Here is a 25,782-nt window from a genome sequence, read left to right as displayed (position 1 = left end):
GGTGGCGGAGAGAACGGTCGTTTCGTGGTGATTGTAGGCGCCCTCGTCGTCGAGAAGATGTCTCGAGACATCTTTTGGTTGGAGAGAGAACTTCGGCGTCCGCCGCGCATGCTCGAGTCGACGGGGGAGTCGACCGGTTTGGGGATCACCGCCGCCGCCGATCTCTGGATGGGTAGGACGTGAGTTTTGTCGCTCCGCCCGTCAGTTGCTCCTTGACAGGGCTCGTCGCACCGAGCAGGATCACATATGGGGGGGTGTCCATCGTCATCTAGCTTGATCCTCGTCGAGAGAGGAAGTCAAGGTCGATGGTTCACCGAGCTTGATCACGCACTTCTGTCGGGAGCTTCGCGCTTCCGATTTTATTAGGCAGGCTCTAGGGGCCGCGACCATTAACTTTCTTTAGCGGGGAGGAGGAACCGAGGAGTTCTAGCATGTCCCTGAAGAGACGGGGGTTCACCCTTGTCGAGTTACTCGTGGTGATCGCGATCATCGGCGTGCTCGTCGGCCTCTTGTTGCCGGCGGTCCAGCAGGCCAGGGCGGCGGCCCGGCGTACCCAGTGCGCGAGCAAGCTCAAGCAGCTCGGCGTCGCAATGCACAACTATGTCGACACGCACGGCGTGTTGCCCTTCGCCACGATCACCAAGATCAACGGCACCGGTCCTCCCGCCGGATCGAGCAATTCGCGGCAGAATTGGTTCCACCTGATCTTGCCCTTCGTCGATCAACAGGCTCTCTACGACCAGTTCGTCCCTCGCATCCAAGGCAATCAGTTTCCGGGCTCCTGGCCGGAGGCGACGACGGTCGTTCCCCTCTTTCAATGCCCCGCCGATCCCTTGACCAAGACGGGCCAGCAAGGCTTTCACGGCAACTACATCCCCTGCCACGGCTCGACCAACGCCGGCGCCAACAACACCTTCGCGGTCACTGACGGGATGTTCTATCCCATCTCGAGCGTGAAATTCTCCGACATCCAGGATGGCACCTCAAGCACGATCATGCTCGGGGAGATCCGGCTCCAAAGCGACTCCATTGCCGCCTCGGGCCCCGGGAACGTCGTCTGTGGTGGCACGCACGACCTTCGCGGCCGCTACCACAACACCTACCACGGCAACGCGACCTTCACCACGCTCCGTCCCCCGAACACGCCGGTCGGCGACGTCGCTCAGTACTGCAATGGTACCGAGTTGGTCCCTTGTCGAAGCTGCGCCGGTGGGTCGACCGAGACGCACGCGCGCAGTTGGCACTTGGGCGGGGCCCAGTTCACGCTCGCCGACGGCAGCGTTCGTTACATCTCCGACGGGATCGATCAGTTGACCTTCCAAGGGTTGGGGACGATCCAGGGCAACGAGATCATCGACAACTTCTGATACGCTCGTGTGTCAGGTCGTTGAATGAAGCGGCCGGCATCGAGTCGTTCAACGGTCGGTAGGGAAAGAGAGTCGGCGGTCGCGACTTGGTGAGGTGGTCCGCGGCCGCGGGAGTGCTAGCGTGGATGACCCATCGGAAGGGGTCGTTTGAAGTGCCCTTTTCGGGCTGAACAGGTGAGGATTATTCCGTGATACGCCAATGCTTCGTCCTCTTCGTCGGTGGCCTTCTGCTGGGCTGTGGAGCGTCGCACGCTCCGGGTACCTATCTCGTGAGAGGCAAGGTGACGCTCGATGGCGAACCCGTCGAGAAGGGGAGTGTCGTGCTTGACCCCAAGGACGGTTCAGGCAGCGCGGCGATGGGAGGGGTCGAGCATGGGACCTTCGAGTTTCGAGCGCCTCCCGGCGAGAAGATCGTTCGCTTCGCCGCCCATCGGGAAACGATGGAGAAGGACGAATACGGCGAGAAGGTCGTCGTCTCGATCATCCCCGACAAGTACAACGGCCAGTCGGTACTGACCGCGACGATCGCCGAAGAGGAGAACGAACTCCCTCCCTTTGAACTGACGACGAAGTAGCGTTCTCGCGTGGGTGGATCTTGTGGACTCGGGTGGCCCAGATTGCTCGCCAATCTGGGTTCGCATCGCGAACAAGAGTCCCCCTCGCGGATTGATCGTCAAATGGCTGCGCCATCCGAGGGCTCTTGGGGCTTTGCCACCTCGGTCGACAAGTAACCGAGGCCACCCAGGACAGAGGAAGGAAGAGACCCCCCTCTATCTCCCCCTTGGACAAGGGGGAGCAGTCGGATTGGTCGGGTGGCCCAGATTGCTCGCCAATCTGGGTTCGCATCGCGAACAAGAGTCCCCCTCGCGGATTGATCGTCAAATGGCTGCGTCATCCGAGGGCTCTTGGGGCTTTGCCACCTCGGTCGACAAGTAACCGAGGCCACCCAGGACAGAGGAAGGAAGAGACCCCCTCTATCTCCCCCTTGGACAAGGGGGAGCAGTCGGAGTAGGCTTCGTTGGTAGATGGGGGAGCGACGCGAGGCTCTTTGAACGGGGCCCCGTTTGCCATCGGGTGCTGGGGACGCTAGGATGCCTGCATTTCTTCTGGGCATGTGCAAAGGAAGCCAACGTCCGATGAGCGAAACCGTCAGCATCGAAGAGTTCATGAAGTTCGAGCTTCGCACCGCGAAGGTGGTCGAGGCTCGTCCCCATCCCAACGCCGACAAGCTCCTGCTCCTGCAAGTCGAGGTCGGCGACGAGAAGAAGCAGATCATCGCGGGGATTCGTGGCCACTACGAGCCCGAGGCCCTCGTCGGCCGGACGATCGTGATCGTCAACAACCTCGAACCGGCGATGCTCCGCGGGGAAGAAAGCCAGGGCATGCTCCTGGCGGCAAGTCACGACGATCGCGTCCTCTTGCTGCGCCCCGACGAGGAGATCCCCAGCGGCTGCAAGATCAAATAAGATCTTCGCCCGTCAAAACTCGACGCCCAACCGAACCACGGCACCGAAGAAGCCGAAGTTTCCGACGCTGTCGGTGCTGAAGACGGGAATCGTCGTGGGCACGTTGGTGCGGGAACTGCCCGAGGCGTTGCCGCCGCCAATCCACTCTTGCCCGACGAGGGCCACTTGGCCGAACCAACGTCGGCAGGCGATGCGTCGATCGTACTCCACACCGATTTCGAGCTCTCCGATCGAGACGAGCGTGAGCCGATGAAGCGATTGGCTGCCGTTGAGTTCGTCGCCTCCCGTCACGGTCTGTCCAGCACTCCCGTAGACGAAACGTCCCCGAGCACTGCCGTAGAGTTTCAGTCCCCGGCAACCGAGCCGTCGGCGCGCCTCGAGAGCGAGGACCGGGCCCAAGCCGGTGAAGTAGCTGTCCGAGGACAGCGGGTTGCTAAGCTGCCCGGAGGCGAGGGTCTGCTGGGCGCCGTAGCCTTGCGCGATGTTGGCGTAGCCAATTCCTCCGGCGAGGAGCAGGTTCCAGCGGCCAAGGTCCAACTCGTCGTAGGCTTCCAGGTCGACGACGTGGAGTCGCAGCTTGCTGGAGACGTTGATGGCCTGGGCGTTGTTCTGAATGATGGTCGCTCCCAGCGGGGCCGCCGCGAGGATCGTCACCGTTTGTCCGGGAGCGGACGTGAAGGCGAACGTTTCGTCGGTGCGCTGGTCGAAGAACCACCAACGCGTGCGGGCGCCGAGTCCGCTCGGGGTTTGGTAGCCCAGCCAGAAGAGAGGCGCCGCCGCGGTTCGTTGCTTGATGTCCCGACGGACGCCCGGCCCAGCCCCCTGAGTGAATGCCGAGTAGGCGGGATTGTTCTCGAAGAACGGCTTGATGATGTAGAGTCCCGCGCCGGCCGACCAGTGGCCGCGGGGGCCGGCGACGCACGCACACTCCCGGCACGCAAGGAGGGAGCCATCGATGACGGGGTTATCGTCCACCGACGCCTCGTCGTCGGGGGTGTCGACCTCGGTGAGGCTGGTGAGTTGAAGCTTCCCTGGGGCGGTGGCCGATTCGACCGGAATGGCATCGCCTCGATGTTCTTTCGGTGAAGCGGTCGCGGAAGTAGGGAGCGAGGGGAACGCTGGTCCCGTCTGGTCGCTGTCGATGGGGCCCGCTGCGGCTGTTCCCACGGCGAGGCAGAGTACGATGACGGATTGCCAGGCGACCTTCGTCATGTCAGTGCCCCCGAGCCCACGCAGAGCCCTCAAGTTCCGCGCGCTGCCCAATGTTCGACGATTGGCTTCGTTCCTCTCTCTCTTGTCGGAGTATTGCAACCGGATTCATTGGAATAACTGGAGTATTCGTTAATCTTGGGTCCGTTGCCGCGTACGATGTCGGGCAACATGGGAATCATGGATCGATGGACGGTGATGGTGACGACGCTAACGTTTGAACTCGCCCGCGAGGAGGAGACACGCCGAGTTGGCCACGCGCTCGGGGCGATCGCGTTTCCGGGGTTGGTGGTGGGGCTCATCGGGACACTGGGGGCGGGCAAAACCTTCTTCGTGCGCGCGGTCGCCGAGGGGCTCGAGACGCCCGACGCGCGGCTGGTGACCAGTCCGACCTTTCTGCTGGTCCAAGAGTATGCCGGCCGGCTTCCGATCTACCACTTCGACACTTACCGGCTCCCCTCCGATGGCGCCTTTCTGGACATCGGCCCCGAGGAGTACTTCGACGGCGACGGGATCTCGCTGGTCGAATGGGCCGACCGAGTCCCCGAGGCACTGCCTCCCAAGCGGTTGGAACTCACCCTCGAGGTGACTGGCGAGACCTCGCGACGACTGCGCGCGATTGTCTTCGGTGACATGTCGTCACTGCTCGAGGACTGGAAGTCACGGGTCGGCGATGACATCGCCACCTCACAGGCGTAGCCCGATCAGGCGGGAACTTTGAAATGGTGGAGGCTCGCGCGATCAATTTTGGTGGCTGCGGACGATGCGGGCAATGCGGTCGGGATCGACGAGGCCGGTGACTTGGATCTCGATGTCGCCTTGGCCGGCGGAGGAGATTTCGATCGTGCCGGTGTCGAGCAACCGCTCGAAGATGGTTTGGCGGACTTGGAGGTTGAGCACGTCCTTGTGGCGAACTTCGGTCGTGAATTTCGAGAGGAGACCGCGGCGAAGGGTCGATCGCTTGTTGGTGATCGTCAGCCGGGTCCCCATCGCGTGGATCACCGAGCGAAGCAGCATCACCGCGCCGAAGAAGATCAGCAGGCTTCCGAAGAGGAAGACCCAGGCCCCGCCGCCGAAGGTCCAGACCGAAAGCAGGATGACCCCGACCAGGAGCATGACGCACTTGGCCATCGTGCGGATCGGCTGCGTGCGGATGACCGACGGTTGCCCCTCCCAGAGGATGTGCTCGGCGCGTGGCGAGTCGGGGGCGTCGGGATCGTCGTCAATGGGTTCGAGCATGGCATCGTCCCCGTCGGGCGTTGGGGCGACGGCGGCGACCGTGGCGTGGGTGATTGGAATTTGGAACGGATGGTCGCACGTGGGACAGCGAACTCTTCGGCCAGCCATGTCGCTCGACGCCTTGGCCGGCGTCCCGCACGCGGGACATTCGATCCGATCCATGGAAGTCCTCGTTGTTGGGCTTCCCGCGTTTCGAAGGGTGGATGAGGGGACTTGAACCCCCAACCCCCAGAACCACAATCTGGTGCTCTAACCAGTTGAGCTACATCCACCATCAGTCTTCAGTGGACAATCCGCCGTCGCGGGTTGCCACGATCCATTATCGTACGCCAGAGGGGGGTATTTTCAACGGTCTAGCCGATCGGTTGACTGATTCGACGACGGGGCATCGCATCGCCCCACCCGGCTTACTCGTTGGCGACCTCGTCGAGGACCTCTTCGTTGACGTAGATCGGCACGTCGGCGGTGACGGCGATCGCGATCGCGTCGCTGGGACGACTGTCGATTTCGAGGATCTCGCCCCCGACCGCGACCCGCAATCGGGCGTAATAGGTGTGCTCGCGCAGTTCCGAGATCAGGATGTCGCGCAGTTCCCCGCCCATCTGCTCGATGACGTTGACGAGCAAGTCGTGCGTCAGCGGTCGGGGCGAGGGGATCTTCTTCACGCGGCGATCGATGCTGGTCGCCTCGAAGATTCCGATGACGATCGTGAACTTGCGCCCGCCCTCGACTTCCTTTAGCTCGACGAACTGTTGTTCGTGGATCTCACTGATGATGATGCGTCGCAGGGACATCAAGACGGACACGGGCGATTCCTTCTCGTTGGCGATCTCGCGCGGCTCCGACCATCGCGCCATCGCGGCGGAGCGTGCGAGTCCTGTCATGATATGGGGGGCGGGTCGAGGTTTCTCTCGTCTCGGCCCTCCGTCGGGCGGCGGAACTCGGCCAGTCGGCGACGACGGGGGCGTCAGGCGGGCGCCTCTCCCTCGAGGAAGCGGTGCCCGACGAAGGTCACGATATCCCGCACGGAGACCATGCTGACCGGAATGCCCTTCTCGTCGACGCAGGGAAGATGGCGGTAGCCCCCGAGGTCCATTTGATGCAGCGCGAAGGCGATCGGGGCGTCGGCCTCGACCGTGACCGGTTCGGTTGTCATTAACTCGCCGACGGGGCGATCGAGGATGTCCTCCTCCTCGTCGGCAACCTGCATGAGGGCGTCGCGCTCGCTGAAGACGCCGATCGCTTTGCCTTGATCGTCGACGATCACCGCGCATCCCTCGTCGCGTTGCATGAGCAGGCCGAGGACATCGCGAACCGATTGGTTGGCGAGGACCGTCAGCGCCGGATGGTCCCGCAGGCATCGGACCGGTTTGTCCTGGAAGCTCCGTTCGAACGACGAGGCCGACTCGGGACGGCTCAGATCGGTGAGATCGTAGCCGCACGCCTCGCATTCCTCGGCGCCGAGCATGTTCTCGGCTCCACACGCGGGACAGGCCAACATTAGTCCACCGTCCAAGTATCGCCGGAGTTGAAGAGTTTATCCAGATCCCCGTCGCCCGCGGTTTCAACCGCCTTCTCGACCTGGGCGTCGACTTGTTCCTCGTAGACCGGGGCGTCGATGCAGCGGAAGACCCCCATTGGTTCGGGGAACTCGGGATAGCTCATCCGCGAGAGCAGGTAGGCGAGGCTGGGCTCGGGAGCCTTCTCGTCGTGGAAGAGCAAGTCGTCCTCGCGGACCCCCTCGCCGAGTTTGACGACCTCGGGGTCGGTGCCGTTGAGGCGAATCCCCATGTGGCGATCCTTCCCGAAGATCAGCGGCTTGCCGTGCTCGAGGTAGATGGTGTTGTCCGCTTTGACCTCCTTGTCGGTCGCGTAGGAGAAGGCCTCGTGGTTGAAGACATTGCAGTCCTGGTAGACCTCGACGAAGGAGGCGCCGCGATGGCCGGCGGCGCGTTTGAGGGTTTCGCCCAAGTGCTTGATGTTCACGTCGAGCGAGCGGGCGACGAAACTCGCTTCGGCGCCGAGGGCGACCGACAGAGCCGACAGGGGGCGGTCGATCGAGCCATAGGGCGTCGACTTGGTCTTGTGCCCGACGCGCGAGGTGGGGGAGTACTGGCCCTTGGTCAGGCCGTAGATCCGGTTGTTGAACATGACGATGTTGACGTTGACGTTGCGGCGGATGACGTGCAGCAGATGGTTGCCGCCGATGGAGAGCCCGTCGCCGTCGCCGGTGATGACCCAGACGGACAATTCGGGATTGGCGATCTTCAGGCCGGTGGCGAAGGTCGGGGCGCGTCCGTGAATCGTGTGGAAACCGTACGTGCTCAGGTAGTAGGGAAAGCGACTGGAACAGCCGATGCCCGAGATGAAGACAATCTTGTGTTTGGGAATCCCCAGTTCGGGAAGAACCTTCTTCATTTGAGCGAGGATCGAATAGTCCCCGCAGCCTGGACACCAGCGAACTTCGAGATCGTTGGCGAAGTCCTTCGGCTTAAGGACGTTGAGACCCGACTCGGTCGACATAGAAGTTCCTTTCGTTGGCTCACGCCACGGAGCGGAATCTCCTCCGCGTCCTCCGCGAGATGATCGTATGGGGGCGAATGGCTATCGAATCTAACTTCCGCATGGTGCTGTCGCGTTGAGCGTTCGGTTTCTAATCCTCGAGAAGACCATCGATCGCCTTCTCGAGTTCGGAGACGTAGAAGGGCTGTCCCTTCACCTTATTGTAGCCCTTGGCGTCGACGAGGAAGTGGCCTCGCAACAGAAGTCTTAGTTGTCCCATGTTTAACTCGGGCACCAGAACCTGTCGATAGCGACCCAACAGGTCGCCCAAGTTCTTGGGGAACGGACTCAAATACTTCAAGTGGGCGTGGGCGACTGACTGTCCCTTGTCGCGAGCTTTCGCCGCGGCGGTGCTGACGGCGCCGAAGGTTCCTCCCCAGCTCACCAGAAGCAGGTCTCCTTCCTCCGGGCCGGTGACCGTTTGCTCGGGAATCGAGTTGGCGATGCCGTCGACCTTCTCTTGGCGAAGGTGGATCATCTTCTGGTGGTTCTCGGGATCGTAGCTGACGTTGCCGGTGATCGCCTCTTTCTCGAGGCCGCCGATACGGTGCTCGCATCCGGGGATGCCGGGAGGGGCCCAGGGGCGTGCCAGCTTTTCGTCACGGGTGTAGGGCTGGAAGGCTTGCGCCGAACCGTTGCCATTGGGAGAGCTCGCGTACTTGATCTCGATCTTGTTGATGCCGTCGATCTCCGGGATCTTCCATGGCTCGGCCCCGTTGGCGATGTAGCCGTCGGAGAGGAAAATGACCGGCGTCATGAACTCGACCGCGATGCGGAACGCCTCTTGGATCATCGTGAAACAATCGGAGGGATGGGCGGCGGCGACGATCGGGACCGGGCATTCGCCGTTGCGGCCGAACATCGCTTGGAGCAAGTCGGCCTGCTCGGTCTTGGTCGGCAAGCCGGTGCTGGGGCCACCACGCTGCACGTTGACGATCACGACCGGCAGCTCCGCCATGACGGCCAATCCGATCGCCTCGGCCTTGAGAGCGAGTCCCGGGCCGCTGGTTCCCGTGGCGGCGAGTTTGCCTCCATAGGCGGCGCCGATCGCGGCTCCCATCGCGGCGATCTCGTCCTCGGCTTGATAGGTCCGGGCGCGGAAGTGCTTGAGCTTGGCCAGTTCGTGAAGGATGTCGCTGGCGGGCGTGATCGGATAGGTGGCGTAGACCAGTTCGGACTGCGCCATCTTCGCGGCGGTGACCATTCCGTAGGCGAGCGCCTGGTTGCCCATGATCTGGCGGTACTTGCCGGGAGGGGTGTCCTTGGCCGGCTTGACGCGATAGCGGTGCGTGAAGAGTTCGAGGGTCTCGCCGTAGTTGTAGCCCGCGCGCAGGGAGCGTTCGTTGGCCTCGCAGACGTCGAGCATCTTGCCGAACTTCTGCTTGATCCAGTTGAGTGTCGGATCGGTGGGACGATCGTAGAGCCAGTAGAGCAGCCCGAGGGCGAAGAAGTTCTTACAGCGGTCGACGGCCCGTTGCGAGAGGGGCGTGTCCTTGCCGACCGCGTCGCGATTGAGCCGGGTCATGTCGATCTTCACGACCATGTAGTCGTCGATGCCGTGCCCGTCGAGCGGGTTCTCGGCGTAGCCGGCCTTCTTGAGGTCGTTGAGCGTGAACGAATCGGTGTTGCAGATGAGCACGCCCCCTTTCTGGAGGGCGGGCAGATTGGTCTTCAGGGCCGCGGGGTTCATCGCGACCAGGGCGTCGAGCACGTCGCCGGGGGTCTTGATGTCGTGATTGGAGAAGTGGATTTGAAAGCCGCTGACGCCGGCCAAGGTTCCGGCGGGGGCGCGGATCTCGGCGGGAAAGTCGGGGAAGGTGCTGACGTCGTTGCCGTAGACCGCCGAGGCGTTGGTGAACTGGCCGCCGACTAGTTGCATGCCGTCGCCGGAATCCCCGGCGAAGCGAATGATGACCGACTCGCGTTCCTCGAACTCGTACTCATTCTCCGCGCCGCGATCGGTGGAGGCGGTAGACATGCTGATGGTGGCTCCTCGTGTCTTGGCTGATTCCCTGCTCGGATGTCGAAACGCCCTTTGGTTGTCCTTAGGGGCCGCGCTCGGCTTGTCTAGGCGCCTTCTCGCTCCTTCCGGATGGGAAGCGTCACGGGAGGCAGGTTGTAGATCGCCGTTGGAAACAATTCGACTAAGGCTCGGACGATCCGCCGAACGGAAAGAATCCCGACGGCTTCACCACGCTCGCCGACGACGGGGAGGTGACGGCACTGATGGCTCGTCATCATGCTGATCGCGTGGGCGAGCGAATCGGATCGCTTGACCGCCCACACTTCCCCCGTACTGACCGCGCTCACGGGAACGTCCAATGATTGGCTCGCACCAAGCCGCTTGAGAACATCCCGTTCGGTCACGACGCCGACGGGCATCTTGTAGCGGCAAATGAGGACACATCCACGGCGGGCGTCACGCATGACCGCGACCGCATCCCGCATGGTTTGCTCCGGAGAGACCGTGCTGAGCGGCAACTCCCCGAGTCGAGAGATCGGCTCCTCTCTGAGGATCTGAAGTGGCTCCATGGAGCGGCCCCCGCCTGGAAACGACCCACGTCCGACAAGCAGTGTCACCTCTTGTCAGCGGGTCGTCGTGCTTTCGCGCACCGTGACGTTCAACTCCACTAAAGTCATCTTGGGTATTTGTCGGAAGGAAGTCCAGCCGGTTTGCCCGCATTGAGCTTCAGAATCGGTCGGCCTTTCGCGTGTCGAATTCGGCCGCCAGCGGAGCTTGCTCGAACGCCTCGGCGCGGTGGCGGAGGGATGAATCCGTTTGCTCCGCGAACGCCTTTGGTACACAATGATAGCGGGGAGCGAGCACGCCGAAACGTCACTAGGACGAGGAAGGTCCCATGTCGCGACTTGCGCTGTCGCCCAGTCGAAGACCTATGAGGCTCGCACGGCTGCGGCGAGCGAGGCTCGCATGGCCGCTGGGCACCATGCTCGTGATGCTCGGGATCGCCAACCTCGCCCACGCGCAGGTCGGGGTCAACACCACGCCGGTCGGAGGACGCTATCGCTGCGGCCCAAGTGTCGGCGCCGGCTACGGCGGCTACCGGGGCTACTTCCCGGGAAGACGGGTGTGTGCCCCCGGCTTCGGACGCCGTTGTGGTCCCGGCTGGGGCTGGAATCGCTTCTGCTATCGGCCCTGCTATTATCCCTTCACGTTCTACAGCGGCTTCTACTCGCCCTCGATCTACATCGGGACGACCGGCTACGGCGGCGCCTACGGTTCCTCCTACGGGACCGGCTATCTCCAAGCGCTCGTCGAGCAGAACAACTTGCTACGGCAACAACTCGCCGCCATGCAGGGGCAGAACCAACCGGCCAACGCCAATCAGGCCGCGAAGGTCGTCCTTCCCCAACGGCGAAAGAACCCCGCGCAGATCGCCCAGGCCAAGCAGCAAGCCTTCCGCGATCGTTCCGGCACCTATGTCACGTCAGGTATTCGTCTCTTCAAGGCCGGGGTCTACAACCGGGCGGCCGAACGTTTCGAGGAAGCCGCGCGTCTCGCGGCCGATGACGCGACCCCCCACTTCCTGCGGACGCAGTCACTGATCGCGACCAAGCGTTATCGTGACGCGGCGGTCGCGCTCAAGAACGGACTAAAGCTCAACGGTGACTGGCTCGATCTCGGTTTCGACATGCGGGGGCTCTACGATGACCAAGCCGATCTCGCCTCCCAGATGGCCGATCTCGCCGCCGAATTGCAGGCCAACCCGCTCGATCGCGACGCGCTTTTGTTGCTTGGATTTGAGCTCTTCATGACCGGCCGCAAGGAGGAGGCTCGACCTCTCTTGGAGCAGGTCGTCCGTCTCGAGCCCGACGATTCGCACGTGAAGCCGTTCTTCGATCACTTCGAGAAGCTCGCCAACGACCTCAAGCCGGTCGCCGCCGAAGAGCAAGAGGACGATCAGGCCCAGCGCAAGGACGTCGCCGATCCTCCCGCCGCCCGTTTTGCCGTTGGCCAAGTCGACGACGCCAAAGGCCAATAGGTTGATGCCCGACCTACGGCACCTCTCGTTCCCCTCTCCCCGTGGGAGAGTGAGCCTCTCGTTCCCCTCTCCCCGTGGGAGAGTGAGCCTCTTGTTCCCCTCTCCCTGTGGGAGAGGGGTTAGGGGTGAGGGGGTTCTCTTCCTCCGAATCGCCTCGTTTTCCAGGTATTTCATCCCCTCACCCGTCTCGCTTCGCTCGCCGACCTCTCCCCTGGGGAGAGGTGCCAAGAGATGACCCACCACGAGAACCGACCGGCGTTCGTGTCAGGCAATAGCCTGACTTACGGCACTTGCTCGGCTTGCGTGTCGGCAGAGAACGTCATCAACCGTTGGAGAGAGAAACTGGCGCGGGAATGGGGGGCGTCGACGCGAAAGCGTGCTCGCGCTCGATCCGTGGCGGACAGGCCCAGCGACGAGGCGGGCCATCGGCCAGAAGTTGGTCGATCAGGTGCTGGACTTGGCTGCGCACCCGAGCCGAAAGTAGCCGGGAGTCGCCGTTGTTGTTCGTCGGCGAACAGAGCGTGATCGGCTCGCCCACTTGAATCGCGGCTCCCATCGGGGCCAAGGGGGGCGTGACACCCTTCAAATCTTCTTCCATGCGGTGAATCGCTTCGCCGATTCGCTCCAGGCTCGGACGTTCGAGCAGATACTCCGGCTGGTGCGACACGAGCTGCTGGCAGAGCCACAGTCGCGAGAGATCGCGCCAAGCCTCGTCGCGATCGTGCCGGTTGCTCTCCTCGGCGCTGAGCCTCTTAACCGCCTGTTGGCGAAGGCCCCAACATCGTTGCAGGAAGTCTCCCTGCTTCGAGGCGCCGAAGCGGCGTTTCTCAAGTTCCGAGAGCAAGTGCTCATTCAGGGAGAGGAGCCGTTCGTGGAGGGGGCCCGTTTGGGATTCGCCCAAGTACTCGATCTCCCGCGCGCTGAGGAAGGCTTCCTCGATTCGCAAGACGCGATCGACCAATCCCGCCCCGTGCCGGGGATACCAGCCGAAGATCGTCTCCAGTGAGTCGAGCCGCTCGGCGAAGCTGTTGCGCGGATCGTTGAGGTACCAGTACTTGATCCCGACCGGATGGATGAGGACTTCCTTGCCCGCCTTGTCGGCGTTGCGACCGATCAGCGAGATCCCCTCGCGCAAGGGGCCGACGGCGTCGTTGTGCCAGAAGTAGGTTCCCTCGGGGAAGAGAACCAGCGGTCGTTCGGCCTCGCTCAAAATCCGCCCGCACTCGCGCAGGGCCTGGCGGTCGATTCCTTCGCGGAAGAGACTGAAGGCCCCCGAGCGACGGATCAGGAAGCGGTCGAAACGGCTGCGGTGAAAGAGGTGCCACGAGGCGGCGTAGTAGAAATACCGCTTCAGGTGCAGGCCCAGCATGCCCAGCACCGGCGGGTCGTTCATGCGGGCATGGTTGGGGGCCAGCAAGACTCCCGCCCCATCCTCGAGCGAGCGTTTGAGTAGATGGGCGTCGCGAAAATCGAATCGGCGAACTTGGTCGATCTTTCGGAGACGGCGCGGCAGGATGTAGCGGAAAAAGCGCAACCACCGCTCGCTGCGATAAGGCGGAACAAAGCGGTAGGGCTCTTCAAAGTAGAAGTCGCTCACCATCAGATCGTTGGGCCGCATCGCGATTGCTACCGCTCCTGCTTGGACGATGACGCGTTTCGATGGGGATGTTGCCACACATCCTTTCCACGTCAAGGCGGCTTCACCCAGAATCCGCCCATGACCCCGTACGCCGGGCTTCTCCATTCAAAGTCTACGGCGATTGAGCGCGTCAGCCAATCGCCCGAACGAAAGTTGAGTGTCGAAGGCCGTGGTCGGAGGGGAGACCGCCGTGCCAAGGGGAACCTGCTACAGTCGGAAATGGAACGTTTGACGGATGTAGCGGCCGACCCGCCAGTAGAGCGAACGCCAACCGATGTCGATGCGCGCCAGACCGCGCGTTCCCATGACGAGCCTGCCGTCGGGATTGTCGAGATCGACCTTCAGGGCATAGGACTTGATGAGCGGAATCTCGCTGCGGCCATCCTCCGACGGCTGCGTCTGGACTTCGCCACCGCGCTTGTTCGAGAGCGCGGGTGGGACCTGATCGATTTGTCGGCTCGAGATCCGCGACACCTTGCCGGTGAGGATGCCACCGACATGGCCGGCGAACTTGAGCCAGACGCGTTGTCCCTGGTGGAAGAGGCTCGTGTCGGAGCCGGGGGCGACGATGTAGGCCTCGAGCTCGCCGGGATTGCCGATCTGGCAGAAGATCTCGCCGGGCTCGTAGGTCTTGCCGATGTCTTGTTCCTTCGGGGGCGAAAGGACCGTCCCGGTGACCCCCTGGGGCACGGAGATGATCAGTTTTCGGTTCTCTTCGCTGAGGGCTCGGACGAGGCGTTGGGCCTCTTCCATCCGGACGCGCGAGACGCCGGCGTTGGAACTATCGCGCATCGCCTGATAGGAGAGCCACGCCTTGCGGTTCTGGCGGACATCGAGTTCGGCGCGTTCGAGTTCCATCTCCCGGGAGGGGTCGCGAAGCTTGGCCAGCACGGTGCCGGAGGTCACCTCGTCGCCATCCTCCACCAGAAGCTCGTCGAGCACGCCGCGCGCTTGCACGTAAACGGTCGTCCCCTCCCGAGGCATCAGGATCATCGGGGCGTCGATCCGCATGGGGAAGGGGATGAACGCGATGCACAACACCAGCAGAATCGCGCCGGGAATCATGACCGCCATTCGCGACTTGTTCACTTTGATGGCCCTCCAGCGACTTCTAAGGGTTTTGATCATCTTGTAGACCGGCATGACGAAGAGGGCGAAGGTCGCCATCACGCCGAGCATGAAGCTGATCGATCCAAGCTTGTACGGCTTGAGAAACGTGTACAGGAAGATAAGGATTCCGACCGTCACCACCCAGCGGTAGACGTACGCCAAGACGCCGTAGAGGGCGTAGAACCAGGCTCGGTGCGTCGGCAGGAAGGGGTCGTCGAGGATCTCGGTCCCGAGGAAGATTCGCCCGGCGAGGTTGCCGAGGTACTTGTTGGCCCGCTCGCGCAGGTTCGGCATCTCCATCAAGTCGGAGAGGATGTAGTAGCCATCGAACCGCAACAGCGGGTTGCCGTTGAAGATGACCGTGCTGACGCTACAGATGAAGACGATACTCAGCGACAACGTGTTGAGCAGTCCCGGTTCGGTATACCACCAAACCCAGACGAAGATGGCCGAGAGAACGAGTTCAACGTAGATCCCCGCCGCGCCGATGACGACACGGTGCCACTTGTTGGGCAGCATCCACGCGTCGGAGACGTTACAGTACAGACACGGCGTCAGCACGAGGAAGAGAAAGCCCATCTCGTGGACTTCGCCGCCGAACTTGCGACAACTGATCCCGTGTCCGAACTCGTGAATCACCTTCACGACCGCCAGCGTCACCCAAAAGTACATCAGGTTTCGCCAGGTGAAGAAGTTTTCGTAGCTCGGGAGCTTGCCGACGAAGGTGTCCCAGTTGACCAGGACGAGCAGGCCAGCCGAGAGCATCAGCCCGATCATCACGATGAACGCGGGGAGCGAGTAGAACCACCCCGTCCACGGAATGATCTTCTTGAGCAGCCACTCCGGATCGAAGATCGGCACCTTCAGGTAGAGGATGTTGGCGAAGAGCTGCTTGATCTTGTCGCGTTTCTTCTTCTTGAACCGCTCGTAGAGACGTTGCCCGACCTGGGGCGTGTCGGCGGTGGCGATGCCGGCCTGCAGGAGCTGTTGGACGAACTTCTCCAGGTCGCTGACGGAGATCCGCTGTGGGCGGAACTTCTCGACGAAGGCGTGCCGGATGTCGTCGAGGGTGTTGACGCCGTCGAACTGCTTGAGCAGGAAGAGTTCTTCCTCGCGGAAGCGGTAGTATTTGAGCGAGACCGGATCCTTCACGATGAAGAACGATTGCCCGGCGTAGCGTTGCTGGTTGATCACCAGGTCGGGGCGCATCCGGACCTTGATCTTCCGCCGGAGATCCGGATTGACCATCCCGGTGCTCATCGCACACCTTGCTTGCTACGGGTTTCGTCGGGTGGGGTTCGCCCACGACGTTTGCTTATCCGGTAGGGTGAGTGTTGACCCACCTCGAGAACCGACCGGCGTTCGTGTCAGGCAATAGCCTGACCTACGGTCTCTCTTGTTCCCCTCTCCCCGTGGGAGAGTGAGTCTCTTGTTCCCCTCTCCCTGTGGGAGAGTGAGTCTCTTGTCCCCCTCTCCCTGTGGGAGAGGGGTTAGGGGTGAGGGGGTTCTCTTCCTCCGAACCGCCTCGTTTTCCAGGCGTTTCATCCCCTCACCCGTCTCGCTTCGCTCGCCGACCTCTCCCCTGGGGAGAGGTGCCAAGAGTTGACCCACCTCGAGAACCGACCGGCATGCGTGTCAGGCAATAGCCTGACCTACGGGGGCAGGGGAACCCACCTTGTCCGGCGACAAATCGGTCGCCTACTTCTTCGCCTGCATCTCGCGTTGATCGGGATAGACGACGATGGTCGCGAAACTACCGGGAACCAACGAGAGGTTCTTGTTCTCGACCTCGGCGAAGAGCGAGACCGTCTGGCTGCCCGCTTCGACCTCGTTGTTGACGAACTCGATCCGGCCTCGTTGATGCTCCCGCTCGATCTCCTCCTCGGTCGGCACCCGCCAAACGCGGACGCTGCGATCGGCCGATCCGGAGACGAAGAGTTTGCCGTCGGGGGCGAAGTCGACCGAGAGCACCTGGTCGGAATGCCCCTCGTAGCGGCGAACCAGACGCGGATAACGGCCGTTGGCGCCCTCTTGCCATAGTTGCAGGAGGTAGTCGCTCGTCCCGGCGAGCATCAACCGCTGCGAAGGTGGTAAAGGCTTGGGGGCGAAGACCGCGATGTCGCTGAAGGGGCCGCGCGGGTTCTCGATATTGACCTCCGGAATTCCGTTGGGCGCCGATCGAACTTGCAGCAGCGAGTAACTGTTGAAGAGGAAGCTCTTGCCACGCGGGCCGAGCCCGAGCTGCTTAACGTCGGTCGAGCGGCCAGAAAACTTCTCGAGCTGCTTGCCGGTCGCGACTTCCCAGAACCGCGCCGATTGGTCGTCGCCGGCGGAGAAGAGAAGTTTGGCGTCAGGAGTCAGTGCCAGCGAGGTGACGTAGTTGGTGTGCCCGGTGAAGGTCTGCTCGATCTTCTCGTCCTTGAGGTTCCAAAGACGGATCCGCCGATCGCTGTGCGAGACCATGCAGCGGCTCGGGTCGGCCGGATCCATCGCGAGGGCGAGGATGTCGCCGAAGCCGGTCTCGATCTCCTTGAGCAGCTTGCCCGACTCGATGTCCCAGAGACGCAAGACGCGATCGCCACCGCCGGAGACGATCTGCGTCGGGGCGAGATCGGACTGTCCCAGGCAGTTGACCGCGCCGGCGTGTTCACTGAGAACGCGGGCCTGGCGGTTGCGGAGGATATCCCAAACGATGATCTGTCCCTCGGAGCCGCCCGAGACGCAGTGGCGTCCATCGGGCATGACGACGACCGCGTTGACGTCGCCGGTGTGGCCCAGGAAGATCAACTCGTCGCCGACGACCTTGTTCGGATAGACCTCGATCGACATCCCGCTGCGGACCCGATCGAGTTCGCGAGCGTGGAAGGAGGCCTCGACGCGAACGACGTCGGTGCGAATGACGCGGAAGATCGGGTCGAGCGCCTCGACCGCTTCGCCGCGTTGGCGGACTTGTTGGATGACGACGCCATTGATCGGGCTGGTGACTTCGTGGAGTTCGACCTCGGCGGCCGCCGACTGGCGTTCGATCGAGGCGAGTTGCATCTGGGCCTTGGCGTCGGCGACGCCGTGGATGGCGATTTCAAGTTGAGCCTGCTTGACGCGAAGCTCCTCGTCGCTTTCGACCCCCTTGTTCCAGAGCTTCTTGGTGTCGTCGTATTGGGCTTGGGCCTCGTTTTCGCGAGCCTGGGCGGTACGCAGTTGCGAGACGTTGCGTTCCTTGGCGATCGCCGCTTCCAGCGCGATGCGGGCGAGCTTGTCGTCGACCTTGGCGAGGACATCCCCCTCCATGACGACGCTACCTTCCTTGACGTAGACGTCTTGGAGAACGCCGGCGACACGGACGGGAACCTTGACGTCGTCGAGCGGGCGGATCGGGCACTCGCGGAGCACGAGCGGTTCGCCCCAGATCGTCGATTGATCGGCCGGGGCGACGGGGGCCGCCGCGGAGGGCTTCGCGTCTTCTTCCTTGTCGACCACCTGGACCGGCTGCGTCGTCTTGTTGGGAGCGTTCTTCTCTTGGGCACGCAGGCCGACGCAGAAAAAGGCACTGCCGGCGATCAGAGCCAGCACCAGGCAGGCTCGGTGCGGGGCGGTCATGAATCGGTATCCTTAGATGAGAACCGGAAGGATCGCGTCACCACGAAGCGTTCCCTTCACCTTCCGCTTAGAAGAAGACGTACTCGCGTACGAAGTCGATCAATTCTCGGAACAGCACGTAGCCGACGGGACGCAGCCCGACGTTGACCTTGGCTCGTACCTCGACGCCCGAGACCATGCTCTTGCGAGCGACCTCTTCGAGATCCTCATCGGGGTCGAGCTCGATCTTCGCCGAGACGACGTTCTCTTCCTGATCGGGTTTGGCCTGCGTGGCCATCTCGATGAGCTTGCCGTGATAGGTCCGGTCGGGGCTGGCGCTGAGGACGAAGGTCACCGGCAAGGTGCCGTCCTCGGACTTCTTCAGCGCCCGGGCGATGTGCGCGACGGTGTCTTCCGGATACTCGACATCGAGGACCCACGGGCCGTCGACGTCGGCGATCTCCAGGAGAACGTCGCCCTGGCGAATCGGTCGCCGCAGCAGGTCCTCTTTCGGGTTCCAGTCCATCACCTTGCCGGTGATCGGCGAGGTGATCCGCAGCTTCTCCAACTGGTTGCGTTGCAGCTCAATCTGCTCGCGGAGCCCTTGGTTTTGCTGCTTCTGCTGGTTGATCTTGCCGCCGAGTTCCTTGTCGAGCTTGTTCTGCTGGAACTGGGCCTCGAGACCGCGGAGCTGGAATTCGCCGGCGCGCAGCTCACCCTCGAGTCGGCGCAGTTCGCTTTCGAGATCCGGGTTGTGGAGCATGAGGACCGTCGAACCATCCTCGACCGGATCGTTATGCTCGACCTTGACGTCCTCGATGACGCCATCGAAGGGAGCGTACACCTTGCGCTTGACGTCGGGAACGAGTTCGCCGCGTCCTTCGAGCCGGAGTGGCCAGGGGATGACGAACATCGCGACGGTCACGATCGCGATGCCGATCAGGACCATCATCGCCTTGGAGAGCCGTCGCCCACGCCAGTACTGAGTGGCGTTGCCGATCGAGCGCCATACCGGCAAGAGCGGAATGCGGCGGTACTCCAACGCGTTGAAGAGCGCGGGCGACCCGTGGCGGGTGACGACTTCGATCTTCGCCGCCAATTCGTCGGGTGTCGCGAGATCCTCGACCATCTCGACGATCAGCGCCACGTCGGCAACCGACTTGAGCCCGAACTCGCGATCGTCCTTCATCGGAATGACGATGATCAGCTTGCTGGGACTTTCTTCGAGGTATTTCTCGAGGGCCAACGTGATGTCGGCCGGCCAATGCTCCTCAAACTGCCCCGTGAAAACGATGTTCTCGCCGTGGACGAGCACGCGGTCGGCCAACCGAGACATGCGATTGACGAGGTTCGATCGCTTCTCGACGATGTCCTGACCGCTGATCGCCTCGATGTTGGTCTTGTTGTGTTTGCGGATCGCGACGCTGACGCGTTCGCAGCCGATCAGCTTCTTGCCGTCGTTGGCGACCAGATACGCGACTTGCTTTGGTTCGAGGCCGCCGTGCACCGAGTTGCTGAAGGTGCTGACCTGGTTCCATAGTTCCTGTTGGGATTGGAACTGGCGAAGCCACCGATTCTTGAAGAACTTGGCGGCCTCCTCGGCGATGCGGACGAGGAAGCGGAGGTAACCCTGTTGGGCGGTACTACGTCGGCTGGCGTCTTGGAAGACCTCGACCAGACCGACCGCCTCGCCATCGACCAAGATCGGCGCGATGACCAAGAGGGAATCGGTCGGGTTATAGAGAGGGGTTTCCGAATCGCCCTCGCCGGGTCCGGATTGTGGCGCGACGATCTGCGGTTTGGCCGACTTGAGGGTGTGCCGCAGGAGCTCATCGTGTTGAGCTCTCGCTTCGGGGGAACTATCCAGTCCCACGACGGCGACGTTGATCTGATGGGCGAGGCGAAGATTCCCTTGGGAAGTCTTCAGCCAGAGACCGGCCGCGCGAGCCGCCAGCGCCGCGCTAATTCGTCGAAGGTACTCCGCGTAGAACTCTCCCTCGGGGATGTTCTGGTTCGCGAGCGCTTCGATTTCGGCGACGAGCTTACCAATTTCGCGTCGGGTCTGCTCGATCAGATTCTGATTGACTTGCTCTTGTTCGGGCATCGAGGGGGTCCCTACCTACTTCCCCGCGGCCAAGTTGAATACTCGAAGGATGCCTATCCCCTGGATGTGGCGCCCCTTCCGGCCAGTTTAGGAATACCCATCGCCAGCACCCAATGAATTCAACGACCTTGGCAGCTCGGTTTGTGCGTCACGCAAGCGTCCAGCTTACCACAGTTACCTGTCCTGTGATTCGTCCGCTGGAACCATGCTTTCGTGGAGAGGATTGGTCACGCCGCGCGGCGACGCGAAGTACGCTGGATCGCCACCACCGGCGATCGGCTTACCCCTCTACCTCCTCGGGACTATTCGACGCAGAACTTGCGAACGCCCCATGATGGCTCGTCGAAGCCTATCGCTACGTCCAATTCGCGTCAAGCGGCCCCTCGCGAGGCGAAATCAGCGTCAAGGTTCGGTCAGGAAATCTGGGGAAAATCTCCGGTCGGCGCCAACGTTTGGATCACTTGATGCGTATCACCCGAAGCGGGCGTGCCCCCGCACGCCGCGAGCTCGATTTCTGTCGCAATCCATCCCCTAGAGACCGAATGGCGCTACCATACATTCGCGATCACGCATTCGCTTGACCAAGTGCGATTTCTTTCCCGCCGCGCGATGGGGGACACTCCCCGCGACCATTCGTGTGGCAATGAATGCGTCGTTTTCAAAACGAAGAAAGGAGATTTTGCATGCCAACGACTCCTCGACGGTTGGGGCCCTCGTGCCTGATGCTCGCGCTATTGGGTGTCGGTGTGGGAGCCTTGCCGGGCCAAGCCGGTACCCACCCCCTCTCGATCAGTAAGGAGAGCTCGAAGACGGTGCGGGAGGTCGTGCGCAAGGTGTTGCCCGCCGTCGTCAGCGTCACCGCGACCGCGGAGCCCACCGACGTCGCCGACGGGGAGGAAGAAGCTCCCGCCGGGGCCCCGCACGGTTTCGAAGTTCCCCCCTTTGCCCGAGAGGGCTTCGGCTCGGGCGTCATCGTTGACCCCAAAGGTGTCGTGCTGACCAACAACCACGTCGTCGCTCGAGCCACCGTCGTGCGTGTCCTCCTTCAAGATGGTCGCTCCTACGAGAGCAGTGATATCCGTCGCGACCCCAAGACCGACCTGGCGATCGTGCAAATCGCTCCCGAGGATGGGGAGACATTGCCCCACGCGAGACTCGGAGACAGTGGCGGGCTCGAGATCGGCGATTTTATTCTCGCGATGGGATCGCCCTTCGGCCTCAACGGAACGGTCACCTCGGGCATCATCAGCGCGAAGAGCCGCCCGCTCGGACTGAGCATGTATGAGGACTTCCTCCAGACCGACGCCGCGGTCAATCCGGGCAACAGCGGCGGCCCGATGGTCAACCTCGACGGCGAGATCGTCGGCATCAACACCGCGATTCGCAGCAACTCGGGCAGTTTTGGCGGCATCGCCTTCGCCATCCCGAGCAACATGGCCCGCAAGGTTGTCCCAGACCTCCTCGATCACGGGCGCGTTCGTCGTGGCTACCTCGGCGTGGCGATGGATCGGGTCGGCCCCGAACGGCTCAAGGAGCACGGCGCCAAGGGTGGGGTGATCATCACCGGCTTGGCCCAGGGCGAAACGCCGGCGCGGGAGGCGGGCATCAAGCTCCACGACATCATCATCGAGGCCGCCGGCGAGCCTCTGGCCGATACCCGCGCCCTGCAGCGCGTGGTGTCCGATGCCAAGCCCGGAAGCGAGATCCCGATGCGGATCTTGCGTGACGGCGAGTCGATCGACGTCGTCGCGGTGATCAAGGAACAGCCCGAGGAGTTCGGCTTGCGGCGCGGATTTGCCCGCCAGCTACGTCCTAAACGCAACCTGAAGCCCGACTCGATGGAGGTCGAACAGCACGAGATCGCCGCGGGTGGCTTCAGTGTCGTTGAACTTACTCCTGAAGCGGCCAAGCGATTCGGCCTGGGCGACGAAGGGGGGATTGTGGTCTCCGAGGTCGACGAGGGAAGTCCCGCCGCCCGAGCCGGTTTGCTACCGGGACTGGTGATCGTCGAGATCGAGAAGCAAGCGGTCACCAATGTTGAAGAGGCTCTAAAGGTCGTCGGCAAGGCAGAGCTCGAGGAAGGGATCCTCGTGAAGGTCCGACGTCCCGATGGCCAGACGCGCCTGGTCGTGCTCCAGGGCGACTAACCGCGACCGGGCCCCCGAAGGCGAAGAAGCGAAACCACAGAGGTCGCCGAGGACCACGGAGAGTGCGAAGAGCCGGGTGCCCCACGCTTGTCGTGGGCATGCGGGAAAGGCCTTTGACTCGGCAATCTCTCGCACGGCCAATGGGAATGGTCAATGTCCGCGTTGGGGGGGGGACGATCCTCTCGATTCCCCCCTCTGTGCTTCTCCGCGGCCTCTGTGGTGAATCGTTTTTCTCACCGTTGCGTCGGCGTCACTACGAATCCGACGTCGACGGCGGGAGGACATCCGGGACCGCGAAGCCGCGCTTGCCGGTGAGAAGCTGGGTCTTCGCTTGGGTCTGCTGCGAGAGCCCCCACAAGCGGATGAACCCTTGTGCCGCCTCGTGATCGAAGTCGTCTTCCTTGTCGTAGGTCGCCAGTTCCTTGCGGTAAAGCGAGTGCTCGCTGCGCCGACCGAGCAGGATGATCGAGCCCTTGAAGAGCTTCAGACGGACCTCGCCGGTGACGTAGCGCTGGCTGCTGGCGACGTAGGCCATCAAGTCCTGGTGCAGGGCGCTGAACCAGAGGCCGTTGTAGATCAGGTCGGCGTATTCCTGGGAGACCAGCGTCTTGAAGCGATGCGACTCGCGGCTGAGGACTAGTCGTTCGATCTCTTGGTGCGCCTCGGTGAGGATGATCGCGCCGGGAGCCTCATAAAGCTCGCGCGATTTGATCCCGACGAGGCGATTCTCGACCAAATCGATGCGTCCGATGCCATTTTTGCCGCCGATTTCGTTCAATTTCTCAACGATTTCGACAACATCGGTCTCTTTTCCGTCCAAGGAGACCGGTCGGCCCTGGGCGAAACCGATCGTCACTTCGGCCCCTTCGTCGGGAGCCGCGCCCGGGTCGGTCGTCCACTCGTACGCGTCGACGGGTGGCTCGGCCCAAGGATCCTCGAGCTCGCCGCACTCGACGCTGCGACCCCAAATGTTCTCGTCGATGCTGTAGGGGTTCTCGGACGTCGCTTTGACCTCGATCTTGTGCTTGGCGGCGTACTCGAGGGCTTCCGGCCGGCTCATCTTCCATTCGCGGACCGGGGCGACGATGCGCAGTTCCGGGGCGAGCGTGCGGAAGGTGACGTCGAAGCGGACCTGGTCGTTGCCTTTGCCGGTGCATCCGTGAGCGACCGCGACGGCGCCGTGCTTCTTGGCGATCTCGACCATCATCCACGCGATCAGCGGACGTCCAAGGGCGGTCGCGAGCGGGTATTTTCCCTCGTAGAGCGTGTTGGCCATCAGGGCGGGGACGACGAAGTAGTCCATGAACATGGCGCGGGCGTCGGTCACTTCCGCGTCGATGGCGCCCGTTTTGAGGGCCTTTTGCCGGACGCTTTCCAGATCGACGCCCTGTCCCAAGTCGGCCGTGAAGGTGACGACGTCGAACCCGTACTTTTCCTTGATCCAAGGAACCATGATCGACGTATCGAGGCCGCCGCTATAGGCGAGAATGCATTTTTCGTTGGCCAAAGGTGGTGCTCCCGAGTGGTTCGCGGTCGACGGACAATCGCTTTGTTTTATGGGAGGCGCGTCACGTCGCCAATCGAGGCTCGGGCGACGCCCGGCGCTCGCGGTGGGTGTCGGAGTCGAACGTGGGATCGGTTGACCTCACCGGGGGGGAGAAATGCTCGCTCCGTTCCAACGGGAGGTTCGTCTTGGCGAAGCTCCTACCGGGCAACACTGACTGACAGCTAGCCAGTGGCACCCGAGTACTCCGATCGATCTGTGGGCTGAGCTACTTCGCGTCCTTCTTGAGGTCGAAGTCGAAGGTTCCGCCGCTGGTGCCGACGTCGATCTTCAGCTCGGTGGCTTGGTTGTAGCGGGGAGGGATGATCTGTTCGAGAAGCGGGACCTTCTTCATCGGATCGAATTCGTCCGGCTGCGTCTTGCCGGTGTCGACCAGGGAGACGATGGAGACTTCCTTCGGTCCGGGCGTGGGGCCGTTGGACGTGCCGAGGGAGTAGCTGCCACCGTTGATCTCGCCTTCGCCGACCAGTCCGCCCCCGACGGGGTTGAAGCGAACCACCCCTTGCTCGAGCGGTTGCCCGTCGAGGGTCACCTTCCCCGACACCGCCACGCGTCCCTCGCTATTTCCGGAGCAGCCGACGATTGGCACCAAGCCCAACAGGACCGCGATCATGGTCAAACGAGCGAACATCGTGGTGAGGATTCCTTGCGAAAGGGGACTCGACGAGAGGAGTCCGAACTAGAAACCGGTATTGCCGAGCGGTTCGCCGTCGTCGCGTCGGCCAATGCTCTGAAGGATCGCCAAGTCGGCCGCGTCGGAAATGAAGCGAACCGATCCGTCGACCATCGCCGCGTGCGCTCCACCGGGATGAAAACTTCCCATCGCCCGACTGAAGACGCCCCAGACATACGTTGACTTGCTGCCCACGCCGTTGGGGATGGTGCCGTCCGCGTTGGTGGAATCAAAGTTGCGGCGCGGTTGATTGATGGGCTCACTGAGCGCCACGGCCTGGGCGTCGGGACCAATCCTAGTATTTCGGGCGCTGCATGCCCATGTCCTGCCCCCATTCTCGTTGCCGATCGACGCGGAGGTTACGGCCGACAGTTGGTACTTGGTCTCGCCGAGCAGCACGGTTCGGGAGGTTCCGTCCGAGGCATCCTCAACACGGTGGCTCGAATTGATGTGCATCATTCCATTATTCCAAAGGCCACGCAACAGACTGTTGTCGAAGGCGCACGCCTCGCTTGACGGTCCTCCCCCCATGACGGCCAGGTAGCAGCTCTCGTTCGCTTCGTTGGCAGCCGACGCGATTGGGTTGGAGGGACAGACGAAACTCGTGTTCAACATGCGCTGGGCCACCCGATTGGCGTCGAAGGCGGTACTGCTGTTCGATTGGCCTCGATGTTGGGCAAAGCTCTGCTCTAGATTGAACTGTTCGTACATCTGCTGTTGCTCGAGATAAGGGAGGACGAGTACCGTCCAGGGAGCTCGTCCCCAGCCAGCACTGTCGGAGGCGACGTCGAGTCCCCCTGGACAGGACAATCGCCCTCGATTGACCGAACTGGGGGGGAGCACTTGGTGCGTCTCGGCATAGCTGTGTAAGGCAACGGCAAGTTGCCGGAGCTTGTTGGCACACTGGGAACGACGCGCGGCTTCCCGGGCCTGCTGAACGGCCGGAAGGAGCAGACTCACCAAGACACCGATGACGGCAATCACGACCAGAAGTTCGACCAGAGTAAATGCGCGACGGCGATTCCCCATCGAAGAGCTCCTTTAAGTGACCGAGCATTCCCGATTCATTCTTGTACGGACTCTTGATCGCAGCGTGTCATGACGTGGGCACTCGCTATTGCCGCC

21 protein-coding genes and 1 tRNA gene are annotated in these 25,782 nt (G+C 62.5%); 7 read left to right on the top strand and 15 right to left on the bottom strand.

Annotated features, from left to right (window positions below; all coding sequences use genetic code 11):
• Positions 1-24: 24 nt before the first annotated feature.
• The 4 genes from Pan216_RS27960 to metG all read left to right on the top strand — a co-directional run bounded on the left by Pan216_RS27960 (position 25) and on the right by metG (position 2,833).
• Positions 25-183: a hypothetical protein gene (locus Pan216_RS27960; RefSeq protein WP_419193149.1), complete on the top strand. Its 159-nt coding sequence runs from the start codon at positions 25-27 to the stop codon at positions 181-183.
• A 248-nt stretch (positions 184-431) separates the two neighbouring features.
• Positions 432-1,367: a DUF1559 domain-containing protein gene (locus Pan216_RS01635; protein WP_145253883.1), complete on the top strand. Its 936-nt coding sequence runs from the start codon at positions 432-434 to the stop codon at positions 1,365-1,367.
• Between the two features lie 188 nt (positions 1,368-1,555).
• Positions 1,556-1,942: a hypothetical protein gene (locus Pan216_RS01630; RefSeq protein WP_145253881.1), complete on the top strand. Its 387-nt coding sequence runs from the start codon at positions 1,556-1,558 to the stop codon at positions 1,940-1,942.
• Positions 1,943-2,503: 561 nt separating this feature from the next.
• Positions 2,504-2,833, top strand: a complete 330-nt coding sequence (gene metG / locus Pan216_RS01625) for a methionine--tRNA ligase subunit beta (protein WP_145253878.1) — start codon at positions 2,504-2,506, stop codon at positions 2,831-2,833.
• A 12-nt stretch (positions 2,834-2,845) separates the two neighbouring features.
• Here the strand turns inward: metG and Pan216_RS01620 are convergent, their stop codons facing one another.
• Complete coding sequence (locus Pan216_RS01620; RefSeq protein WP_145253875.1) at positions 2,846-4,045, bottom strand: Lpg1974 family pore-forming outer membrane protein; 1,200 nt, start codon at positions 4,043-4,045, stop codon at positions 2,846-2,848.
• A 177-nt stretch (positions 4,046-4,222) separates the two neighbouring features.
• Here Pan216_RS01620 and tsaE point away from each other — a divergent pair, with 177 nt between their 5' ends.
• Entirely contained in the window at positions 4,223-4,741 is a 519-nt protein-coding gene (gene tsaE / locus Pan216_RS01615; RefSeq protein ID WP_419193148.1) for a tRNA (adenosine(37)-N6)-threonylcarbamoyltransferase complex ATPase subunit type 1 TsaE, read from the top strand.
• 42 nt (positions 4,742-4,783) lie between these two features.
• Here the strand turns inward: tsaE and Pan216_RS01610 are convergent, their stop codons facing one another.
• The 7 genes from Pan216_RS01610 to Pan216_RS01580 form a co-directional block, all read right to left on the bottom strand.
• A complete protein-coding gene (locus Pan216_RS01610; RefSeq protein ID WP_145253872.1) occupies positions 4,784-5,443 on the bottom strand; it encodes a PH domain-containing protein in 660 nt (219 codons plus the stop codon).
• A 36-nt stretch (positions 5,444-5,479) separates the two neighbouring features.
• Positions 5,480-5,553, bottom strand: a tRNA-His gene (locus Pan216_RS01605).
• A 135-nt stretch (positions 5,554-5,688) separates the two neighbouring features.
• Complete coding sequence (locus tag Pan216_RS01600) at positions 5,689-6,087, bottom strand: bifunctional nuclease family protein (RefSeq protein WP_419193147.1); 399 nt, start codon at positions 6,085-6,087, stop codon at positions 5,689-5,691.
• Positions 6,088-6,248: 161 nt separating this feature from the next.
• Positions 6,249-6,749: a CBS domain-containing protein gene (locus Pan216_RS01595; protein WP_419193146.1), complete on the bottom strand. Its 501-nt coding sequence runs from the start codon at positions 6,747-6,749 to the stop codon at positions 6,249-6,251.
• A 32-nt stretch (positions 6,750-6,781) separates the two neighbouring features.
• Positions 6,782-7,804 carry a 2-oxoacid:ferredoxin oxidoreductase subunit beta gene (locus Pan216_RS01590; RefSeq protein ID WP_145253866.1) on the bottom strand — a complete coding sequence of 341 codons (1,023 nt, stop codon included), beginning with the start codon at positions 7,802-7,804 and terminating at the stop codon, positions 6,782-6,784.
• A gap of 130 nt (positions 7,805-7,934) precedes the next feature.
• Positions 7,935-9,821, bottom strand: a complete 1,887-nt coding sequence (locus Pan216_RS01585) for a 2-oxoacid:acceptor oxidoreductase subunit alpha (RefSeq protein ID WP_145253864.1) — start codon at positions 9,819-9,821, stop codon at positions 7,935-7,937.
• An 89-nt stretch (positions 9,822-9,910) separates the two neighbouring features.
• Positions 9,911-10,375: a CBS domain-containing protein gene (locus tag Pan216_RS01580; protein ID WP_145253861.1), complete on the bottom strand. Its 465-nt coding sequence runs from the start codon at positions 10,373-10,375 to the stop codon at positions 9,911-9,913.
• Positions 10,376-10,737: 362 nt separating this feature from the next.
• On the opposite strand from Pan216_RS01580, the gene Pan216_RS01575 reads away from it, so the two are divergent.
• Entirely contained in the window at positions 10,738-11,844 is a 1,107-nt protein-coding gene (locus Pan216_RS01575; RefSeq protein ID WP_145253858.1) for a tetratricopeptide repeat protein, read from the top strand.
• A 322-nt stretch (positions 11,845-12,166) separates the two neighbouring features.
• On the opposite strand, the gene Pan216_RS01570 is transcribed toward Pan216_RS01575, so the two are convergent.
• The 4 genes from Pan216_RS01570 to Pan216_RS01555 all read right to left on the bottom strand — a co-directional run bounded on the left by Pan216_RS01570 (position 12,167) and on the right by Pan216_RS01555 (position 20,273).
• Positions 12,167-13,462, bottom strand: a complete 1,296-nt coding sequence (locus Pan216_RS01570; RefSeq protein ID WP_419193145.1) for a 1-acyl-sn-glycerol-3-phosphate acyltransferase — start codon at positions 13,460-13,462, stop codon at positions 12,167-12,169.
• Between the two features lie 228 nt (positions 13,463-13,690).
• Positions 13,691-15,853 (bottom strand): site-2 protease family protein, encoded by a 2,163-nt coding sequence (locus Pan216_RS01565; protein ID WP_145253852.1) that lies wholly within the window; start codon positions 15,851-15,853, stop codon positions 13,691-13,693.
• Positions 15,854-16,291: 438 nt separating this feature from the next.
• On the bottom strand, positions 16,292-18,190 hold the full coding sequence (locus Pan216_RS01560; protein WP_145253849.1) for an efflux RND transporter periplasmic adaptor subunit: 1,899 nt from the start codon (positions 18,188-18,190) through the stop codon (positions 16,292-16,294).
• Positions 18,191-18,257: 67 nt separating this feature from the next.
• Positions 18,258-20,273: an efflux RND transporter periplasmic adaptor subunit gene (locus tag Pan216_RS01555; protein ID WP_145253846.1), complete on the bottom strand. Its 2,016-nt coding sequence runs from the start codon at positions 20,271-20,273 to the stop codon at positions 18,258-18,260.
• 683 nt (positions 20,274-20,956) lie between these two features.
• On the opposite strand from Pan216_RS01555, the gene Pan216_RS01550 reads away from it, so the two are divergent.
• Positions 20,957-22,420 (top strand): trypsin-like peptidase domain-containing protein, encoded by a 1,464-nt coding sequence (locus tag Pan216_RS01550; protein ID WP_419193144.1) that lies wholly within the window; start codon positions 20,957-20,959, stop codon positions 22,418-22,420.
• Positions 22,421-22,673: 253 nt separating this feature from the next.
• Here Pan216_RS01550 and Pan216_RS01545 read toward each other — a convergent pair whose 3' ends face one another.
• From Pan216_RS01545 to Pan216_RS01535, 3 genes are all read right to left on the bottom strand, one after another.
• Positions 22,674-23,927, bottom strand: coding sequence for an argininosuccinate synthase (locus tag Pan216_RS01545; protein ID WP_145253840.1), 1,254 nt, complete (start codon positions 23,925-23,927; stop codon positions 22,674-22,676).
• A 265-nt stretch (positions 23,928-24,192) separates the two neighbouring features.
• Positions 24,193-24,615: a hypothetical protein gene (locus Pan216_RS01540; RefSeq protein WP_145253837.1), complete on the bottom strand. Its 423-nt coding sequence runs from the start codon at positions 24,613-24,615 to the stop codon at positions 24,193-24,195.
• A 48-nt stretch (positions 24,616-24,663) separates the two neighbouring features.
• Positions 24,664-25,686 carry a DUF1559 domain-containing protein gene (locus Pan216_RS01535; protein ID WP_145263536.1) on the bottom strand — a complete coding sequence of 341 codons (1,023 nt, stop codon included), beginning with the start codon at positions 25,684-25,686 and terminating at the stop codon, positions 24,664-24,666.
• Between the last annotated feature and the right edge of the window lie 96 nt (positions 25,687-25,782).

The sequence above is a fragment of the Kolteria novifilia genome, assembly GCA_007748055.1.
GTDB lineage: Bacteria > Planctomycetota > Planctomycetia > Kolteriales > Kolteriaceae > Kolteria > Kolteria novifilia.
Note: the sequence above shows the minus strand (reverse complement) of the source record. Positions and strands in the feature narration are given on the sequence as shown.

Excerpts from the sequence above, each read along its gene's own strand:
- Pan216_RS01590 (WP_145253866.1), bottom strand. The coding sequence starts at position 7,804 with ATGTCGACCGAGTCGGGTCTCAACGTCCTTAAGCCGAAGGACTTCGCC.
- Pan216_RS01575 (WP_145253858.1), top strand. The coding sequence starts at position 10,738 with ATGAGGCTCGCACGGCTGCGGCGAGCGAGGCTCGCATGGCCGCTGGGC.
- Pan216_RS01585 (WP_145253864.1), bottom strand. The coding sequence starts at position 9,821 with ATGTCTACCGCCTCCACCGATCGCGGCGCGGAGAATGAGTACGAGTTC.
- tsaE (WP_419193148.1), top strand. The coding sequence starts at position 4,223 with ATGGATCGATGGACGGTGATGGTGACGACGCTAACGTTTGAACTCGCC.
- Pan216_RS01595 (WP_419193146.1), bottom strand. The coding sequence starts at position 6,749 with ATGCTCGGCGCCGAGGAATGCGAGGCGTGCGGCTACGATCTCACCGAT.
- Pan216_RS01580 (WP_145253861.1), bottom strand. The coding sequence starts at position 10,375 with ATGGAGCCACTTCAGATCCTCAGAGAGGAGCCGATCTCTCGACTCGGG.
- Pan216_RS01570 (WP_419193145.1), bottom strand. The coding sequence starts at position 13,462 with ATGCGGCCCAACGATCTGATGGTGAGCGACTTCTACTTTGAAGAGCCC.
- Pan216_RS01560 (WP_145253849.1), bottom strand. The coding sequence starts at position 18,190 with ATGACCGCCCCGCACCGAGCCTGCCTGGTGCTGGCTCTGATCGCCGGC.
- Pan216_RS01550 (WP_419193144.1), top strand. The coding sequence starts at position 20,957 with ATGCCAACGACTCCTCGACGGTTGGGGCCCTCGTGCCTGATGCTCGCG.
- Pan216_RS01610 (WP_145253872.1), bottom strand. The coding sequence starts at position 5,443 with ATGGATCGGATCGAATGTCCCGCGTGCGGGACGCCGGCCAAGGCGTCG.
- Pan216_RS01540 (WP_145253837.1), bottom strand. The coding sequence starts at position 24,615 with ATGTTCGCTCGTTTGACCATGATCGCGGTCCTGTTGGGCTTGGTGCCA.
- Pan216_RS01635 (WP_145253883.1), top strand. The coding sequence starts at position 432 with ATGTCCCTGAAGAGACGGGGGTTCACCCTTGTCGAGTTACTCGTGGTG.
- Pan216_RS01620 (WP_145253875.1), bottom strand. The coding sequence starts at position 4,045 with ATGACGAAGGTCGCCTGGCAATCCGTCATCGTACTCTGCCTCGCCGTG.
- Pan216_RS01535 (WP_145263536.1), bottom strand. The coding sequence starts at position 25,686 with ATGGGGAATCGCCGTCGCGCATTTACTCTGGTCGAACTTCTGGTCGTG.
- Pan216_RS01565 (WP_145253852.1), bottom strand. The coding sequence starts at position 15,853 with ATGAGCACCGGGATGGTCAATCCGGATCTCCGGCGGAAGATCAAGGTC.
- metG (WP_145253878.1), top strand. The coding sequence starts at position 2,504 with ATGAGCGAAACCGTCAGCATCGAAGAGTTCATGAAGTTCGAGCTTCGC.
- Pan216_RS01555 (WP_145253846.1), bottom strand. The coding sequence starts at position 20,273 with ATGCCCGAACAAGAGCAAGTCAATCAGAATCTGATCGAGCAGACCCGA.